This is a genomic window from Sporomusa sp. 246TCP1 (genome assembly GCF_057319775.1).
In genome coordinates, this window is sequence record NZ_CM170492.1 from 325,001 (window position 1) to 342,726 (window position 17,726).

Below are 17,726 nucleotides of genomic sequence, written 5' to 3' on the forward strand. Positions count from 1 at the left end.
AACATAAAATGATAAACGCAGCACTGCTCGGATTTAAGTAAACTCGTTTCAGCAAAGCTGAAATATCGGGGGTTCAGGTGGAGAGTTAACTCCACCTGAACTGACACCGCCTATAGTGGTGGGAGTCTTACTCGCTGAATAAAATCAATACTTAAAATTTGCTGAAAAGCGTCAAAAATGGTTAAATTTACAATTACCCTATGAAAACAATAAAAAACTCTTTATAATAAAGATATAGCAGATCTATCGACTGAGATGGCTGGTAGAAAGGGAACAGGACAGAAAGGTAAGAGATATACCAAAGAATTAAAAAATGGTAATACAAGAAGCTAACATATCTGATTATTCTGTAATATTATACAAATCACGAAAGGTTAACTATACAGCTTAGTTGATATTATTTCTTACCGGGGTATCGGACTCAGCCGCAGTTGATTTATTGACAAAAGAGAGGGATATGCTAATGGATAGCAAAGTAAGGATTGTTATTGCGGAAGATCACATTATCGTCAGAGATGGTATCAAGGCCCTTATCTCCGCTAACCCTCATTTCGAGATTGTGGGCGAAGCCGAAAACGGACTTGAAGCCATTCGAATTGTTGATGAACTTAAACCGGATCTCATCCTGATGGATCTTACGATGCCAAAAATGAATGGTATGGAGGCTATCGGTGACATCAAATCCATCTCTCCTGAAACCAAGGTGTTAATCTTGACGGTACATAAAATAGAGGAGTATGTCCGTGCCTGTCTCCAGGCCGGAGCGGATGGATATCTTCTGAAGAAATCGTCCCATGGAGAACTGTTGAATGCTATTTATCATGTTATTTCCGGAGAACCGTACCTTGATCCAGGCATATCCGATAGGATAATCGAAGGGTACCTGAACAGAAAAACGAAGGAAAAAGAAAAATCTCGCTGGGGTACGCTCACGAAAAGAGAACGAGAGGTGCTTAAACTCATTGCCGAGGGATATAAAAATGCAGAAATCGCAAAGTATCTCTGTATAAGTGTAAACACAGTAGAAACACACAGGGATAATCTTATGAAAAAGCTCAATTTGCATAATGTGGTGGCTCTGACATCCTATGCCATTGACCAGGGGCTGATATGCAGATAGTTGGTCACTTAAAAGGCCATGATATCTGTATTATCGTTCCCTTTTCTTTGGTTGACTCAATGAAAAACACACCACCTGAATATTTGGTTCGCTCTTGCATACTTACGAGACCGAAACCTTTGGGGTTATCCTGACAAGGAAGGATTTTTCCCTGAACATTGAAACCGATACCGTTGTCAGTGATAGACATTTCAATCCCAGTCCCTGTTTTTACCAGGCTAACCTGAACCTTAGTTGCTTGGCTGTGACGAGCAACATTATTCAGGGATTCCTGAAGTATCCTGAATAAAGGTGTTTTAATAGTGAAAGGTACATCACTTTCCTCAATCTCAATTTTCTTTTCCAAGTAAATATTGGGGTAAACGCGATGGTACTCTCTGCAAAACCAGGAGATGGTAGCGAGGATTCCCAGGTCATCTAAGGTCGAAGGACGTAAGCCCATGGAGATTCTGGATACCTCATCAATCGTGGTTTGGATTATCGAGATAATCATCTCCAATGAAGAACATCCTTTTTCTAGATGTCCGGCATGTATCTGGTTGATGATCTCCTCTGCAATGTACTTAATGGAACTTAGGTATTGGCCGATACTGTCATGCAACTCTTGCGCAATGTATTTATTCACATTTTCTTCAGCCTTGAATAGTTGCGTTGTCAGTTCCCGCAAAGCTCTTTCTGAGCGTTGTAGTTTTTTCTCAGCCAACTTTTGCTTTGTGATATCTTCCATATGCACCAGGATCATATCAGGTGCCACATAGGCACACGTAAAGTCAACGTATCTTTTGTCTTTCAGGGTAAACATATTGTAGAGGGTTTCAAGCTTATAAATAGCCTTGTTATTGTACGCATTTATGATGCTGTCATATATTTCCTTATTTTCCTTGTATAGAGTATGGGCTTCTTTGCCGATAAATTCTGAAATCTTTCCGTTTGTAAATTCATAGGCACCCGTATTATAGTCAATGAGGATAATGTTATTACCAACCTTCTGCCAGGTATAGGTAGGTATGGGCATGCCCATGTACTGAGCCCTGATGCGTTCTTCGCTTTGTTTTAGCGCATCTTTTGCCAGTTTGCTTTCATGGATATCGATATGGGTACCGATCATGCGGACCGGATTCCCGTGTTCATCCCATTCAACCACCTTGCCTCTTTTCAGGATCCATTTCCAGCCGCCGGATTTTGTCCTCAGGCGCAGTTCAATCTCACACCATTTTTTTTTACCGGTAATATGCTCACGCATACACTTGTCAACGTATTCCCTGTCATCTAAATGCAGCAGATTAATGAATTCATCATACGACGTAATAAATTCCGGATATGACATATCCAATTCAGACGGAGTACATCCTAGCATAATAAAATACGAGGGAGATGTTATAATTTGACCAGTTTGGATATACCATTCCCATATCCCGTCGCTGGTTGTCTCAAGGGCCAGAAGACGTCGTTTTTCACTTTCACGGAATAAGGTTTCAATATTTTTTTTCTTTGTTATATCATAATTTTTTTCTTTGTTATAGCTCACGCCAAGTTCATGATTTATTTTCTCAATGCACTCCTCATTTTTTGTACATTTTTGCTGATTTTGATTTATTTCATTTGTAGTTGTCAATTGAAACCTCCCCCAGATAACAATCTAAAAACTCTACTTTGATCCCAAGCCCTGTAGCAACATGAGTTTTACCCCTTTCGGCATTTCTGGGCAGGATAACATAGTGTCCCGTTTTAACAAACTCCGGTGAACCCGGCAGTTTTATTTTTTTAGGCGGATACATAAAAAAGAACCTCATGCTCTGGTTAAATATAGACATCATCTGCAAAGTTACACACTTACCCACTATGGTTAGCTTGGCATCTCCCCCAATACCGAGTTTATCTAGGATAATCCTTTCTAAAAAATAGGGCAAATACTCATTAAATATAGATAGTTTACTCTATTTCAATATTTTAACATTAAGTTTATAGTAGTAACAACGGGAGCGAAGGCCTTCACCCATATAAAAAAAGGGGGATTATTATGTGGAAACCAGAAAGATGTGATCTTTGTGGAGAATGTCTCGAATCCTGTTTGTACCTTGGGTATGATCACGATCGCGCCCAAAAAGAGATGAAGAAAATTATTTCGGGTGAACACAGCGAAGTTTTGGACAAGTGTATAACTTGCTGTGCTTGCAACACGTATTGTAACAAAGGCGCCCAGCCATTTGACCTTATAATTCATCAAATGGAAAAATTTAGTTCACCTTTTGCAATGGGCGCTGCAACAAACCTTCTTGACACTTTCTGTTTTAACCTGGCCAGAAACTATGTCAGGAAAACTAAGAAGGGCGCGCCGTGGATGAGTATTTGTTGCATGGAATATTTCCAGCCGCATCTGTTCTGGGACAGCAAACTCTTTGAAGGAGTGAACATTGCAGGCGGCGGGGATTATTTCTGTGTAAACGGCATGGTTCACGGCAGGCAGGATACAGCCGTTTTCGAGAACATGAAGGCATATGTCGATCATCTTAATAAATTGCCAACCGATGAAATAATTCTTTACCACGATGAATGTTACGCTCCATTTTTCAGTTACGCCAAGGATATGAAACTTGAGCCCAATTTCAGGCCGGTCCATCTGCTGGAATGGCTGATCAGGGTGGTAAAAGAAAACTATAAGGATGTCAAAAAACTTGGGGTCCGAGCTGCAATACAGCTCCCCTGCTCAATACGGTGCGGGCCGGACCGGCATATATGGATTGAAGAGTTATTCGATCTGATCGGCGTTGAACTGGTAGAGCGCAAGTATGACCGCAGATACCAGATCTGTTGCGGCGCAATGGCCGGACTCGGTGGCGGTCGCTCTGATAGCCTTATAGAAAACCAAACCTTCTCACAAGAGACCCGGGATAAGAATATCGCTGATGCCAAATATTTCGGCGCCGATCACATGATGTTCCTGTGTCCCTTCTGTTATGCGGCACTGGCTAAAGATGACAAGGCAGCCGGAATCATGCCGGTCATGGCGGCAGACCTCGTCAGGATGGCCTTATACGGTGAAGAACCTGTTGAGTATATTACTGCCTTGGAAAGGGGATGGATCAATGAGTAAGCAATTCAAAAAGCTCTGTGAGCCCATCACAATCAATGGGATGAAACTGCGGAATAGAACCGCCCTCGCGCCCATGAGCTGCGGATATACCGAAGGCGATGATTACTTGAACCAGCGGGCGATTGACTATTATGTCCGCCGTGCTGAAGGACATACCGGGTTGATTATATCCGGAATCACGCCGGTCGATAAGAGAGGGAAACCAGTAGGCTTTATGCACTCACTTTGGGACGACACCTTCACCCCGGGGTGGGAAAAATTGGCTGACGCGCTCCATGCGGCAGGTTCCAAGCTGGCTGTTCAGCTTATGTTCGGCGGTCTTGAGGGATTTCCCATTATGTCAAAAGGCCAACAGCTCTCACCTGACGGAGGCATATGGACACTAATTAATGAAATGTTCCACGGGCACCCCGATCTGGAAAAGAGCATTTTCATGACGAGAAAGATCACGGTTGAGGAACTCAAAGATATAGCGCAGAAATTTGCCGATGCCGCTGTCAGGGCCAAGAAGGCCGGCGCGGATGCGGTAGAAATCAACGGATCTCAGGGATTCCTCATCGAACAGATGATGTCTCCGCATTTTAACCACCGTACTGACGAGTATGGAGGCAGTTTTGAGAACAGGATGAGATATACGATCGAGGTAATTAAAAAAGTACGAGCTGCTGTGGGCAAGGATTATCCTGTTTTATTTAGAATGTGTGCAAGTGAGGGCATTGACGACGGCATACAACTTGAAGAATCCAAACAGACGGCTCAGATGGCGGTAATGGCCGGCGCGGATGCCATCCATGTAACCACAGGACGCGGTATTACGGTAGAGGGTTTGAATTATATGATGCCGATTGCAGAGGCGGGGCCAGCCCCTATTATTGGCCAGGTAGCCGAGATCAAAAAGGTTGTTAATGTTCCGGTGATCGGCGTGCAGTCGATACGGACACCGGAACTGGCCGAGGAAATCCTTGAGGCAGGCAAGTGTGACATGGTTGCCCTGGGCAGAACCTTGATTGCCGATCCCGATTGGCCCAAGAAGGCCGAGGAAGGGCGTTCTGAGGATATCCGGCAGTGCATCGGGTGTAACCAGGGGTGCATTGACAATCTACTGACTGCCTTCTTCGTGGATTGCCTCCAGAACCCGGAAGTGGGCCGAGAGGCAAAATACAAGCTTGAACAGGTTAAAAATCCCAAGAATGTCCTTGTTATCGGCGGCGGGATCGCCGGTCTGGAAACAGCAGTTGTTGCCGCTAAACGTGGTCATAAGGTCACCCTTTGCGAGAAGGATGACGCATTCGGCGGACAGTGGAACCTCGCAGCAATCCCACCGGGCAAGACTCAATTCAATGCCATCGTGAATTGGCGAGTACACGAACTCAAGAAGATGGATAATGTGAAGCTTGAATTGAACAAAGTGGTAACACCTGAATATGTGAAGGAACTCAAACCAGATATCGCTGTAGTGGCAACCGGAAGCGTCCCAATTATGCTCCCCATCCCGGGGTATGATAAAGATAATGTAACCGATGTCGCTGATACGCTGACCGGCAAAACCAAGATCGGGCAAAATGTTGCCGTTATCGGTGGAGGCGCCTGTGGCGTAGAAACAGCTAACTATCTCCTCGACCAGGGTAAAAAGGTAATGGTAGTCGAAATGCTTCCAGAGATTGCTCGTGATGAAAAATTTGCCCGTAAGGTCTTTATACTGGAAACTCTCGCAAAAAAAGGCGCGAAAGTTTTCACTTCATCACAGGTTAAGAAGATTACCGAAGACAATCAGCTCATCATCCACAAAAATGGCAAAGATGAAAGCCTCGGAAATTTTGATACCTTTGTAATGGCAGTAGGTGTCAAGTCTGAAAACAAAATTACTAAATATATTAAGGACATAGTACCGGCGGTATACGAAGTCGGTGATTCATATGCAAACACTGCAAACGGTTTTTCTGCTATTCAACATGGTGCCCTGATTGGGCGAATGCTATAGTCATTCTCATTTACTCCATGGGGGGTGTCGCAAAACTACTTTTTAGTAGTTAGCGACACTTCCTTGTTTCCTTAACTTTAGCCAGATCGTCTTTAAAGCTTCCAGCCTTCTCAAAGCGCGGGAAAATGACCCAGCGGCCTGTATCCAATGCATATAACCGAATTTAGTCCCGCTTTCAGCAGTCAAAGGAACAGGAATAACATTATCACTGGAAAGCTTCACATCTTGTTGTTTTCCGGCAGCAGCATAAACGGCAAATATGGCTTTTTAATAGCAAAGACCAGCTGGTTATAGGGCTTACTGCTGCCAAGTTGTTCACTAAACGTAATGTTGCCAAACCGTTTGGCTGAAATTCCCTAGCAGTAGAAAACTGAGGCGGAATTACCCATTTCCTGCTGCTGCGTAAAATGCAGCCGTATTCCTCCCCCTCCATTGCGCTGACCTTTATGCACTTTACATCATCACTGCTAAATTTCGCAGCAAATACTATAGAAGTTAAACAAAGAAAAGAGCTAGTGCTAGCATAAATATCCGGTTCTTTACTTTCATAAGCTTTCTTCCAATACAAGTATCCGTTTTTTGCCAACATTAAATTACCATAGTTTAACTTTCCTGTAAACATACAAAAATCCTGCCAATTTTTAAAAATTTGGCAGGATTTTTCGTTGCGATATTGAATAAATTAGATTGCCTTAGCTTTAATTACGCAGTTTAAGTTATGCTCAAAAATTATTTTATCAGCGTTTATGCAAAAAATGTGCCACTGATTCAGGTAGTATCTGATCAGGTCCGTAGGCTCTCGGAAACTTAGTCCCATATAATGGGATTTTAAGGGTATTGAGTAGCAAAATCAGAAGTAAATTGCCAAAAACAAGGGATGAGGAAAGGGAGTTTCAAAAGAGAGCATAGCAAACAGACCTAGCCAAATCCTAAAAAAACTAGGCCTAAGGGTGTAGAGATGTAGTGTTAAGCACTTATGGACTAAGCGGTTACAGGAAAGACTTCCGCCGACCATTCAGAAATGAGGGGACGCATATCGATGTTAAGGTGTTTTACCCAGGCATCTATATGTAAACACATGGCAGTGGAATAAGCCCGGAAATACCAATTGCATGAATTACGGGTTTTGGTCTTTCGTTCCAGGAAATAATCCTCTTTCAGGCGTTTAAAACAGCGTTCCGAGGCGGTACGTCGTCGATAACGGGCTTTAAACAAAGCAGAACCGCTAGGGACACGGGTGAAAAACCGGAGGTTATCTTGTTCGCGGGTGTAAAAAACCCGGCCGTAAGGAGAATCTGAACAGGGTGAATCACAAGAAACCTTCCAGGTTTTACGAGTCAAGGGACAACGCCATTTATGACGCTGGCGGTCCTTGCAAAAACCATGGTAGGCCATGATGTGCTTGGCAGGACAAATCGGAATGCCTTCCTTAGAAAACGAGATTCTATCTTGATGGGAACAATTTCCTTCATTACGAGTATTGAGGTCAATGAAAGCAGCAATATCATACCGATGAAGCAAATTGTAAATGGCGTAGGCATCATGAGCCGAGTCAAGTAGACATTGGGTCACTTTAAAATCCGGATTCAATTGAATGAAATCAAAAAAGGAATAAACAAAAGCAAGACTATCATGCCGGTAGGCCTTGAAAAAATTGAGATACACAGGCAAATCATAAGGACTGTCGGCAGCGGTAAAGGCGTACAAAGTACGACCGAAATAATATTCTTCGCGATAACTATCCCAGCCCCAAGAAGAATCCGGGTCCGAGAATTTGCGGGGACAACGGCACTTAAAGACGCCGTTTTTTCTGCAATTACAAATCAACTTGCCGTAACGGCTAGCGCCCGTGCGGACAGAGGACCCGTCCCCGGCGATTCTCAGAGCAGAGATGTCTCCCAAGATGCCGTGTTTTGCAGAGGGGACTACAAAACACTCTTTAAAAATCTTTTGGAAGAGGTCCTGCGGACGCGAATGAAAATCAGGAGGGTGTTCGAGATAGCGGTCGATCAATCGCTTGACGACGCCAGGTTTTTTAAGTGGTGACTTTTCTCCTTTTTTCTTACCCTTCTTGGGTTTTCGCCGGGGCCTGCGGACTATGTTGGCAAGATGTGTCGAAGAAGACAGCCACAGGCGCTTGATAAAATCATAGAAAGTACCAACCCCCGGAACATCATCCGGTAGAAACCCGCTGAGGACCGCAAAAATGGGCGTCGAACGCATGGAATTGACCCAGTGTCAATGGAGCGTTCATGGAGTAATTCCATAAGCAGTAAAGAGCGGAACATATCGGTCGGGTCGCGTGCAATGGGACCGAAAGATTTGGAATAGCGATGAGCGACAATTTCCGTGACTCTTGATAAATCGCTGCACCAAATACTGGCTAGGGCTTTTTGTTGGAGCAAAACCGGCTCTAAAAAACCACGTTTTAAGTAGTGGATTTGCAATTGTTCTTTCAGAAAATCCTGAAATTGTTGATGAGAACGAGTCATTTTCAACAAAAAAATCACCACCATCAGAGAAGGTAGGCTAATAAGTGCTTCCATCGCGATTATTGGGGTGATTCTGATTTGTCAAGTATTATTATTAAAATGTATATTTCGGTGGAGGAAAATACAAAAAGACCAAGGCTAACTGCCTTGATCCATATAATATCTCGGGTTTCCGAGAGCGTACGGTCCGTATTGGGGGGAAAATCAATGATCGGTTCAATTGCCGGAGATATTATTGGCTCAGTTTACGAGTGGAACAATCGAAAGGACAAGAAATTTCCGTTATTTCAAGCGGCATCTGTTTTTACAGATGATACGGTACTAACTTGTGCAGTAGCAGATAGTTTATTATCCGGAAAATCCTATGTTGAGAAGTTTAAAGAGCACTATAGTCTGTACCCAACAGTAGGATATGGGCCGAAGTTTGCAGCTTGGGCTCGATCAAATAGTACTGATTCGTACAATAGTTGGGGAAACGGCTCGGCTATGCGCGTTAGTCCTATCGGTTTTGCTTTTAATAATTTGGCAGAGGTTATGGGGGAGGCGGAAAAATCAGCGGCAGTAACCCATAATCACCCTGAAGGTATTAAAGGAGCCCAGGCAACAGCAGCAGCTATTTATTTAGCGAGAAACAACAGTTCGAAGAACGAAATAAAAGAATTTATTATCAAGCAGTTTGATTATGATCTTCACCAAAAGATTAGTGATATTCGTCCTAATTATGGTTTTGATGTGTCCTGTCAGGGATCAGTTCCGATTGCTATTATAGCCTTTTTAGAGGCCAGGGATTATGAAGACGCTTTAAGAAATGCTATTTCTGTAGGCGGGGATAGTGATACAATTGCCTGTATAGCAGGGGGAATTGCGCAAGCCTTTTTTGGTATTCCTGATGACATCCGCGAGATGGCTATCAAGAAGCTTGATGAAAGATTAAGGGCAATTGTAGTAGCATTTGAGAAAAAATATATGAATAGAGAAGCTTAAGCGGAGGGTTGACTCAGAACCTGAACCTTGGCTTAAGCTGCAAAAAAGCTCTGTACCTGCTAAATGCAGAATACAGAGCTTTTGAGGTAATTAGTGTACACTAACTTATAAAATACTCAAGTCATCCCCGTTGAGTATTTTTTTCATATTCTTCATAGGGCACATTTTACCGCACATGGTACAGGTATCTTCACATTCAGGTACAGATTCTTCCCGATACTTTCTGGCCTTTTCCGGGTCAATCGATAATTCAATCATGCGGGAGAAGTCTACATCGGCCCGGGCGGCACTCATTTGATTATCCCAGTCGCGGGCACCAGGAATTCCTTTGGCAATGTCGGCGGCGTGAGCAGCAATGCGGGCAGCGATGATGCCTTCTTTCATATCATCAAGATTGGGCAAGCGAAGATGCTCAGCCGGAGTAACATAACAGAGGAAGTCTGCGCCATTTGCCGCAGCAATGGCACCACCAATCGCGCTGGTAATATGGTCATAACCGGGGGCGACATCGGTGACTAGTGGTCCTAACACATAGAAGGGAGCACCATGGCATAAACGTTTTTCTAATTGCATGTTAGCAGCAATTTCATTAATTGCCATATGGCCGGGGCCTTCGATCATGATTTGCACATTTCTGGCCCAGGCGCGTTTGGTTAGTTCGCCAAGGGTAATGAGTTCTTCAATTTGGGCAGCGTCAGTAGAGTCATTAATCGAACCAGGACGACAGGCATCCCCCAAGCTGATAGTCACATCATACTTTTCACAGATGTCCAGCAGTCTGTCGTAATATTCATAGAAGGGGTTTTCCTGCTTGTTTAATTCCATCCAGGCAAAAAGAAGTGAACCTCCCCGGGAAACAATGTTGGTGAGACGCTTATTTTTTTTCACCCGTTCGGCTGTTTGGCGGTTCATACCACAGTGAATGGTCATAAAATCCACACCGTCTTTAGCATGACGTTCAACAACCGAGAAAAATTCATCGACGGTGATGTCCTTTAGCTCCTTATCAAGCATGCCGACGGCATCATACATAGGTACAGTGCCGATCATGATGGGGGATATTTCAATCAATTTGCGCCGAAATTCCTGAGTTTTACCGTAACAGCTCAAATCCATAATCGCTTCCGCTTTGAGGTCAATGGCTTTTTTTACTTTTTCTAATTCAAGTTCAAGGTTGCAGCAGTCTTTGGAAACTCCAAGGTTGACGTTGATTTTGGTGCGTAGTTTTTCCCCAACCCCTTTGGGACTAAGACTAGTATGCTGCTTATTGGCAGGAATAGCAACACGGCCATTTGCTACTAGTTGGCGTAATAGCTCAATATCGATATTTTCCTCCTGAGCTACGATACGCATTTGTTCGGTAATAATGCCTCTTTTCGCGGCATCCATTTGTGTAGTATACATATTTTTCCCCTTCCTCTATGAGTGTATTTTTAGTTATAGCAGAGGGGGAGAAAACGTGGGCAAGCTTCTTTTAGTTTGGTATAAAGCTTTCCTACGGTGGTATTAACCACATCAGGTTCGAGGGTTGGAATTGAATTCCTCTCAGCCACATCTGGCACCCCTAGCTATAACTATGACAGGAACTACGCTTTATGCTTCTGCTATCTTCACGAGTTCGATTAATAAATCGCCTGTTTCTACAGAATCCTGAGGTTTTACATAAAGCTCTTTAACTACACCATCAAATGGAGATTGTATCGTTGTTTCCATTTTCATGGCTTCAGTAACAAGTAAGTATTCGCCTTTTTTAACAGGATCTCCTCTTTTCACCATAATTTTAATTACTTTTCCGGTCATAGAAGCACCAAGCTGGCCAGGATTGTCCCTTTCCGCTTTTATTTTCGTAGTCGTAATGGCTTTGAAGCTTCGATCCTTAACAATAACTTCGCGTGGTAAGCCGTTAAGCTCAAAGTTGACAATCCGCGTGCCGTCAGGAAGTGGTTCTTCTATAGATATAAACTTAATTACAAGTGTTTTACCTTCCTCAATATCGACTTGGAGTTCCTCGCGTGGGAGTAAGCCATGGAAAAAGGTTGGGGTATCTAACATCGACACATCACCATAGATTGCAGTCAATTTAACCCAATCTAAGAATACTTTGGGGTAGAGGGAGTAAGCAAGCACATCCTTTTCGGTTACCGGGCGAGTCAGAACATCGGATAGTTTATTACGGATTTGGTCAAAGTTGGTATCTTCCAGTAGTTCACCAGGACGTTTGGTTAAGGGCGCTTTACCCTTCAGTATAATGCGCTGCAGTTCTTGGGGGAATCCCTGGTATGGCTGGCCAATCTGCCCGGAGAAGAATTCCACGACAGAGTTAGGGAAGTCTAAACTATCACCGGTTTTGTAAATGTCGTCTTCTGTCAGGTTATTTTCAACCATGAACAGGGCCATGTCGCCAACGATTTTGGATGAAGGAGTTACTTTGATAAGATCGCCAAACATGTCATTAACTTGACGATATACTTCTTTGACGCGATCCCACTGGCTTTCTAGCCCTAGCGATTTGGCTTGCTGCTTGAGGTTGCTATATTGACCACCAGGCATCTCATGCTGATAAACCTCGGGGTTAGGGAAAAGGAGACTGCTTTCAAAATCTTTATAATGGGTGCGAACATCTTCCCAGTAGTGGGATAATTTATTTAAGCTGTCAATATTCACGTGGGGTTGCCTGTCATGGCCCTGTAAGGCGTAGTATAAGCTGTTACTGCTGGGTTGGGATGACATGCCGGCTAACGAGGAGATGGCAGTATCTACAATGTCTACACCGGCATCAATGGCCCGGGCGTATGTGTAAATTCCGTTACCGCTGGTGTCATGCATATGCAAGTGGATAGGCAGGTCTACAGCCTCTTTAAGGGCCGAAATCAGCCTGTAGGCGGCCTCAGGTTTTAATAATCCAGCCATATCTTTGATGGCCAAAATATGCGCGCCGGCTTGTTCAACTTCTTTTGCCATATTTACATAATATTTCAGGTCATACTTAGAGCGCGACGGGTCCAGAATATCGCCTGCATAGCACAAGGCAACCTCTGCGACCTTGCCGGACTGGCGTACTGCATCGATGGAAACGATCATGGCATCAAGCCAGTTTAAACTGTCGAAAATACGGAATACGTCGATACCTGCTGACGCCGCTTGGGCAACAAACGCGCGAATTACGTTATCCGGATAACTGGTGTAACCAACTGCATTGGAAGCACGGAATAGCATTTGGAATAAGATATTGGGGGCCTGGGCTCGCAAGGCCTCCAGACGCTTCCAGGGGTCTTCATTTAAAAACCGGTAGGCTACATCAAAAGTAGCTCCGCCCCACATTTCCAGAGAAAATAAATTAGGCAGCATATGGGCAGTAGGGGCAATAATGTTGAGCATATCATGGGTTCGCATCCGGGTAGCCAAGAGTGATTGATGGGCATCCCGCAGCGTAGTGTCTGTCAATAGAACCTCTTTTTGATCTTTAATCCAGGATACCAGACCTTGCGGTCCCTGGCTGTCCAGGATTTGTTTGGTGCCGTTAGTAAGAGGCGCATCAGGGGCGTGTAACCGGCGGGGGGGTGGGAAACTTGGTTTGGGACGTTTGGCAATTCCAGGGAACCCATTTACCGTGGTTTCGGCCAGATAGGTAAGCAGCTTAGTACCTCTGTCCTGGGGTGGTGAAAATATAAACAATTCTGGCGATGTATCAATAAAGGTAGTATAATAATGACCGCTTAAAAAGTCCGCATGGTTAACAACATTGTAAAGAAAGGGTATATTGGTTTTTATCCCGCGAATCCGGAATTCACTAAGACAGCGTTTCATTTTGGCAATAGCGCTTTTGTGACTGAGGCCCCAGGTAGAGACCTTAACCAGCAGTGAATCGTAATAAGGAGTAATCACTGAGCCAGTGTAAGCATTGCCGGCGTCAAGCCGCACGCCAAAGCCGCCACCGCTGCGGTAGGCTGCTATTTTTCCGGTATCAGGCATGAACTGATTTGCTGGGTCTTCGGTGGTTACCCGGCATTGGATGGCATGACCATTACAGGTAATATAGTCTTGACTGGGAATACCGATGTCGTCACCGCTTAGGCTGGCGCCGTCGGCGATATGTAGCTGGGCTTGAACAATATCAATACCTGTAATCATTTCACTAATTGTATGCTCTACCTGGACGCGGGGGTTTACTTCAATAAAGTAAAACTTCTGATCAGGTGTTACTAAAAACTCTACTGTACCGGCACTGATATAGCCAACTGCTTTCATCAGTTTGACGGCAGCGGCGCAAATTTCCTGCCGCAATTTTTCTGGCAGGGAGATACTAGGCGCGATTTCAATTACTTTTTGGTGACGGCGTTGCACAGAACAATCTCTTTCATATAAATGGATGACATCACCATGTTGGTCTCCCAGGATTTGAACTTCGATATGCTTGGGGTTTTCAATCAACTGTTCAAGATAGATTTGATCGTCGCCAAATGAGGCTTTAGCTTCTGATTTGGCACGTAAATAGGAATCTTCGAGGGAATCGGCTGAACGAACGATGCGCATGCCGCGACCGCCGCCGCCTGATATTGCCTTAATAATGAATGGATAGCCGTATTGTTCAGCAAAATCCTTGACTTCTTCTATACTATGGACTGAACCGTTACTTCCTGGTATGACAGGCAGACCTGCGGCAACTGCCTGGGTGCGGGCATTAATTTTGTCACCAAACATGGCTAAATGTTCAATATTTGGGCCAATGAAGGTAATGCCTTCTTCTTTGCAGCGTATGGCTAGATTAATGTTTTCAGACAAAAAACCATAACCGGGGTGGATGGCATCTACCTTTCGATTTTTGGCTATGCGCAGTATGGATTCAATATCCAGGTAAGCGTCAACAGGGCTTTTATCTTCACCTATCAGGTAGGCCTCATCAGCTCGATAGCGGTGCAACGAGAATATATCTTCTTTAGAATAAATAGCAATTGTACGTATTTCCAGTTCATTGCAAGCTCGCATAACCCGAATAGCAATTTCGCCACGATTGGCGACAAGCACCGTTTGGATTTTTTTCATCGTAATTCTCCTCCTAAAACAAGGTATAAGTACATTGTAAACAAACAACTGTAATTGCTAATTTACCACTGATTTACAAAAAACACAAGATATAATAAGAATTTAATCTTTCGTTTTTCATGTTAAGGTATTTAGCAGGATGTACTGTTGCCAGTGACGAAGATGTAACTGTAAAATTGTCGAGGTAATAGGGCGGAGCATTGCTGGGCGTATTACCTTAATTAAATGATATATGCTATATATATTGAAAGGAAGTCCAATATATGAATAGTAGAAAACTGGCTTATACAGCTATATTTATGGCTGTGGGTGTACTATCCGCCCACTTAGTCTATATTCCGGTTGGCATTGCTAAGTGCTTTCCTTTGCAACATGTTATCAATATACTGCTTGCAGTGCTGTTAGGAACACGCTACTCGGTTAGTGCTGCATTTGGAATATCCTTATTACGCAATATTTTAGGAACAGGATCATTATTGGCCTTCCCCGGGAGTATGGTTGGCGCAGCACTAGCTGGTTTAGTTTATAAGAAAACTAATAGTATCTGGGGTGCGATTATTGGCGAGGTGATTGGTACCGGGTTCTTTGGGGCCTTACTGGCTTATCCTGTGGCGAAATATTTTGTCGGTTCCCAAGCTGGCGCATTCTTCTTTATTATACCATTCTTAGTCAGTACTGTGGGGGGAAGTATTATTGCTTACTTCCTATATAAGGCCAAAGTCATGAATTATCTTTATGAGAATTTAGGTTTAGCAGAGAAACGTAAGTTTATCCGATGACCAAGACGCTGGTTGATATATAGGCGGTAGGTAATAAGTTTATTTGTAGTTTTATGTTGACATTGTCAAACAAGCATGCTATCATTTATAAATGTCGGCTCCGCAAGAATGAGAACGATAAAAGTGATACAGGATAAAGCGTATCGTCTGATATGCCCTCGACACTAGTGCATTCATGCACGTGAGTTCCCTGAAAACTGAACAATGTAAGTAATGCATCAAAAAAGCCAGATGTGCGGTTGTATGTCGCTTGCGACATACAAAACCAAAAACAATTTCTTAATAGCTTTAAAGAGCCAATTGGCTTTTCATAAAATTTTTATGGAGAGTTTGATCCTGGCTCAGGACGAACGCTGGCGGCGTGCCTAACACATGCAAGTCGAACGGGGAGTTATTTATAACTCCTAGTGGCGAACGGGTGAGTAACGCGTAGACAACCTGCCTCTAAATTGGGGACAACACCGCGAAAGTGGTGCTAATACCGAATGTGGTATCTTAGTCGCATGACTGAGATAAGAAAGGTGGCCTCTGAATATGCTACCGCTTAGAGATGGGTCTGCGTCTGATTAGCTAGTTGGTGAGGTAACGGCTCACCAAGGCTTCGATCAGTAGCCGGTCTGAGAGGATGAACGGCCACACTGGGACTGAGACACGGCCCAGACTCCTACGGGAGGCAGCAGTGGGGAATCTTCCGCAATGGACGAAAGTCTGACGGAGCAACGCCGCGTGAGTGAAGAAGGTCTTCGGATTGTAAAGCTCTGTCGTTTGGGACGAACGTGTTCTATGTGAATAATGTAGAGCAATGACGGTACCAAAGGAGGAAGCCACGGCTAACTACGTGCCAGCAGCCGCGGTAATACGTAGGTGGCAAGCGTTGTCCGGAATTATTGGGCGTAAAGGGCGTGTAGGTGGATTTTTAAGTCGTGTGTCTAAGTGCGGGGCTCAACCCCGTATAGGCGCAGGAAACTGGAGATCTTGAGTGCAGGAGAGGAAAGTGGAATTCCCAGTGTAGCGGTGAAATGCGTAGATATTGGGAGGAACACCAGTGGCGAAGGCGACTTTCTGGACTGTGTCTGACACTGAGGCGCGAAAGCCAGGGGAGCGAACGGGATTAGATACCCCGGTAGTCCTGGCCGTAAACGATGGGTACTAGGTGTAGAGGGTATCGACCCCTTCTGTGCCGCAAGCTAACGCAATAAGTACCCCGCCTGGGGAGTACGGCCGCAAGGTTGAAACTCAAAGGAATTGACGGGGGCCCGCACAAGCGGTGGAGTATGTGGTTTAATTCGACGCAACGCGAAGAACCTTACCAGGACTTGACATTGAGTGAAAAGCTAAGAGATTAGCTCCTATCCTTCGGGATACACGAAAACAGGTGGTGCATGGCTGTCGTCAGCTCGTGTCGTGAGATGTTGGGTTAAGTCCCGCAACGAGCGCAACCCTTATCCTTTGTTGCCAGCACGTAATGGTGGGAACTCAAGGGAGACTGCCGCAGACAATGCGGAGGAAGGCGGGGATGACGTCAAGTCATCATGCCCCTTATGTCCTGGGCTACACACGTACTACAATGGGCTTAAACAAAGCGAAGCAAGCCCGCGAGGGTAAGCCAAACGCATAAACAAGCTCTCAGTTCGGATCGGAGGCTGCAACTCGCCTCCGTGAAGTCGGAATCGCTAGTAATCGCAGGTCAGCATACTGCGGTGAATACGTTCCCGGGCCTTGTACACACCGCCCGTCACACCACGAAAGTTGACAACACCCGAAGCCGGTGGGGTAACCAGCAATGGGGCTAGCCGTCTAAGGTGGGGCCGATGATTGGGGTGAAGTCGTAACAAGGTAGCCGTATCGGAAGGTGCGGCTGGATCACCTCCTTTCTAGGGAGAACCGATTCGACGTTCGAATGTCGACCTTCGATCTTCGACGATAAACACGAATCAACTTCCAGGTCGGTACATTTGGCAGATGCAAGACAAGAGATAGAAACCTTGCCTTTTTCGAAAGTCGCAGGTCGAAAATCGATAGTCGAAAACTCTTACATTGTTTAGTTTTGAGGGAATGCCAACGTGATACTAAATATTAAAAAAAGGTAAAAGCCTGCAGGAATTTCCTGCAGGCTTTTACCTTTTTTTTTACGTTCTTCATTCTGTTTTCAGAATCAATTGCTATAATTACTAAGAAATAAGCAGTCGTTATTGTTTGTGTGATTGGAAGGGGAAATACTAACACCGAAGAT

At 44.5% G+C, this 17,726-nt stretch carries 12 protein-coding genes, 1 rRNA gene and 1 riboswitch (1 of these 14 cut by a window edge); of the genes, 7 read left to right on the forward strand and 6 right to left on the reverse strand.

Annotation, left to right across the window (positions count from 1 at the left end):
* Positions 1-12, forward strand: partial view of a hypothetical protein gene (locus AC1ECB_RS01570; RefSeq protein ID WP_485667157.1) — the final stretch only. Its footprint begins 279 nt before the window's first position; 12 of the gene's 291 nt are visible here — the last part of the coding sequence; its start codon lies beyond the left edge, outside the window; its stop codon occupies positions 10-12.
* A 451-nt stretch (positions 13-463) separates the two neighbouring features.
* Entirely contained in the window at positions 464-1,120 is a 657-nt protein-coding gene (locus AC1ECB_RS01575) for a response regulator (protein WP_485667158.1), read from the forward strand.
* A 4-nt stretch (positions 1,121-1,124) separates the two neighbouring features.
* On the opposite strand, the gene AC1ECB_RS01580 is transcribed toward AC1ECB_RS01575, so the two are convergent.
* Together AC1ECB_RS01580 and AC1ECB_RS01585 are read right to left on the reverse strand one after the other, a co-directional pair.
* Complete coding sequence (locus tag AC1ECB_RS01580; RefSeq protein ID WP_485667159.1) at positions 1,125-2,735, reverse strand: PAS domain-containing sensor histidine kinase; 1,611 nt, start codon at positions 2,733-2,735, stop codon at positions 1,125-1,127.
* Complete coding sequence (locus tag AC1ECB_RS01585; protein WP_485667160.1) at positions 2,719-2,898, reverse strand: hypothetical protein; 180 nt, start codon at positions 2,896-2,898, stop codon at positions 2,719-2,721. Before AC1ECB_RS01585 ends, AC1ECB_RS01580 begins: the two co-directional genes overlap by 17 nt.
* Positions 2,899-3,140: 242 nt before the next feature.
* On the opposite strand from AC1ECB_RS01585, the gene AC1ECB_RS01590 reads away from it, so the two are divergent.
* Positions 3,141-4,214, forward strand: coding sequence for a heterodisulfide reductase-related iron-sulfur binding cluster (locus AC1ECB_RS01590; protein ID WP_485667161.1), 1,074 nt, complete (start codon positions 3,141-3,143; stop codon positions 4,212-4,214).
* Positions 4,207-6,195, forward strand: a complete 1,989-nt coding sequence (locus tag AC1ECB_RS01595) for an FAD-dependent oxidoreductase (protein ID WP_485667162.1) — start codon at positions 4,207-4,209, stop codon at positions 6,193-6,195. The genes AC1ECB_RS01590 and AC1ECB_RS01595 overlap by 8 nt, the downstream gene beginning before the upstream one ends.
* Before the next feature lie 205 nt (positions 6,196-6,400).
* Here AC1ECB_RS01595 and AC1ECB_RS01600 read toward each other — a convergent pair whose 3' ends face one another.
* A complete protein-coding gene (locus tag AC1ECB_RS01600) occupies positions 6,401-6,817 on the reverse strand; it encodes a hypothetical protein (protein WP_485667163.1) in 417 nt (138 codons plus the stop codon).
* 359 nt (positions 6,818-7,176) lie between these two features.
* A complete protein-coding gene (locus tag AC1ECB_RS01605; RefSeq protein WP_485667164.1) occupies positions 7,177-8,418 on the reverse strand; it encodes a hypothetical protein in 1,242 nt (413 codons plus the stop codon).
* A 476-nt stretch (positions 8,419-8,894) separates the two neighbouring features.
* Here AC1ECB_RS01605 and AC1ECB_RS01610 point away from each other — a divergent pair, with 476 nt between their 5' ends.
* Positions 8,895-9,671, forward strand: coding sequence for an ADP-ribosylglycohydrolase family protein (locus tag AC1ECB_RS01610; protein WP_485667165.1), 777 nt, complete (start codon positions 8,895-8,897; stop codon positions 9,669-9,671).
* Positions 9,672-9,776: 105 nt separating this feature from the next.
* Here the strand turns inward: AC1ECB_RS01610 and thiC are convergent, their stop codons facing one another.
* Entirely contained in the window at positions 9,777-11,075 is a 1,299-nt protein-coding gene (thiC, locus tag AC1ECB_RS01615; RefSeq protein WP_485667166.1) for a phosphomethylpyrimidine synthase ThiC, read from the reverse strand.
* A gap of 71 nt (positions 11,076-11,146) precedes the next feature.
* Positions 11,147-11,247, reverse strand: a riboswitch (TPP riboswitch).
* Between the two features lie 17 nt (positions 11,248-11,264).
* On the reverse strand, positions 11,265-14,714 hold the full coding sequence (gene pyc, locus AC1ECB_RS01620; RefSeq protein WP_485667167.1) for a pyruvate carboxylase: 3,450 nt from the start codon (positions 14,712-14,714) through the stop codon (positions 11,265-11,267).
* A 263-nt stretch (positions 14,715-14,977) separates the two neighbouring features.
* On the opposite strand from pyc, the gene thiW reads away from it, so the two are divergent.
* Both thiW and AC1ECB_RS01630 read left to right on the forward strand, forming a co-directional pair.
* A complete protein-coding gene (gene thiW, locus AC1ECB_RS01625; RefSeq protein WP_485667168.1) occupies positions 14,978-15,493 on the forward strand; it encodes an energy coupling factor transporter S component ThiW in 516 nt (171 codons plus the stop codon).
* A gap of 318 nt (positions 15,494-15,811) precedes the next feature.
* Positions 15,812-17,367 (forward strand): 16S ribosomal RNA (locus AC1ECB_RS01630).
* Positions 17,368-17,726 lie beyond the last annotated feature (359 nt).

Coding starts and splice junctions, on each gene's coding strand:
- AC1ECB_RS01585 (WP_485667160.1), bottom strand. CDS start 2,898: ATGTATCCGCCTAAAAAAATAAAACTGCCGGGTTCACCGGAGTTTGTT.
- AC1ECB_RS01600 (WP_485667163.1), bottom strand. CDS start 6,817: ATGTTTACAGGAAAGTTAAACTATGGTAATTTAATGTTGGCAAAAAAC.
- AC1ECB_RS01605 (WP_485667164.1), bottom strand. CDS start 8,418: ATGCGTTCGACGCCCATTTTTGCGGTCCTCAGCGGGTTTCTACCGGAT.
- AC1ECB_RS01575 (WP_485667158.1), top strand. CDS start 464: ATGGATAGCAAAGTAAGGATTGTTATTGCGGAAGATCACATTATCGTC.
- AC1ECB_RS01590 (WP_485667161.1), top strand. CDS start 3,141: ATGTGGAAACCAGAAAGATGTGATCTTTGTGGAGAATGTCTCGAATCC.
- thiC (WP_485667166.1), bottom strand. CDS start 11,075: ATGTATACTACACAAATGGATGCCGCGAAAAGAGGCATTATTACCGAA.
- pyc (WP_485667167.1), bottom strand. CDS start 14,714: ATGAAAAAAATCCAAACGGTGCTTGTCGCCAATCGTGGCGAAATTGCT.
- thiW (WP_485667168.1), top strand. CDS start 14,978: ATGAATAGTAGAAAACTGGCTTATACAGCTATATTTATGGCTGTGGGT.
- AC1ECB_RS01595 (WP_485667162.1), top strand. CDS start 4,207: ATGAGTAAGCAATTCAAAAAGCTCTGTGAGCCCATCACAATCAATGGG.
- AC1ECB_RS01610 (WP_485667165.1), top strand. CDS start 8,895: ATGATCGGTTCAATTGCCGGAGATATTATTGGCTCAGTTTACGAGTGG.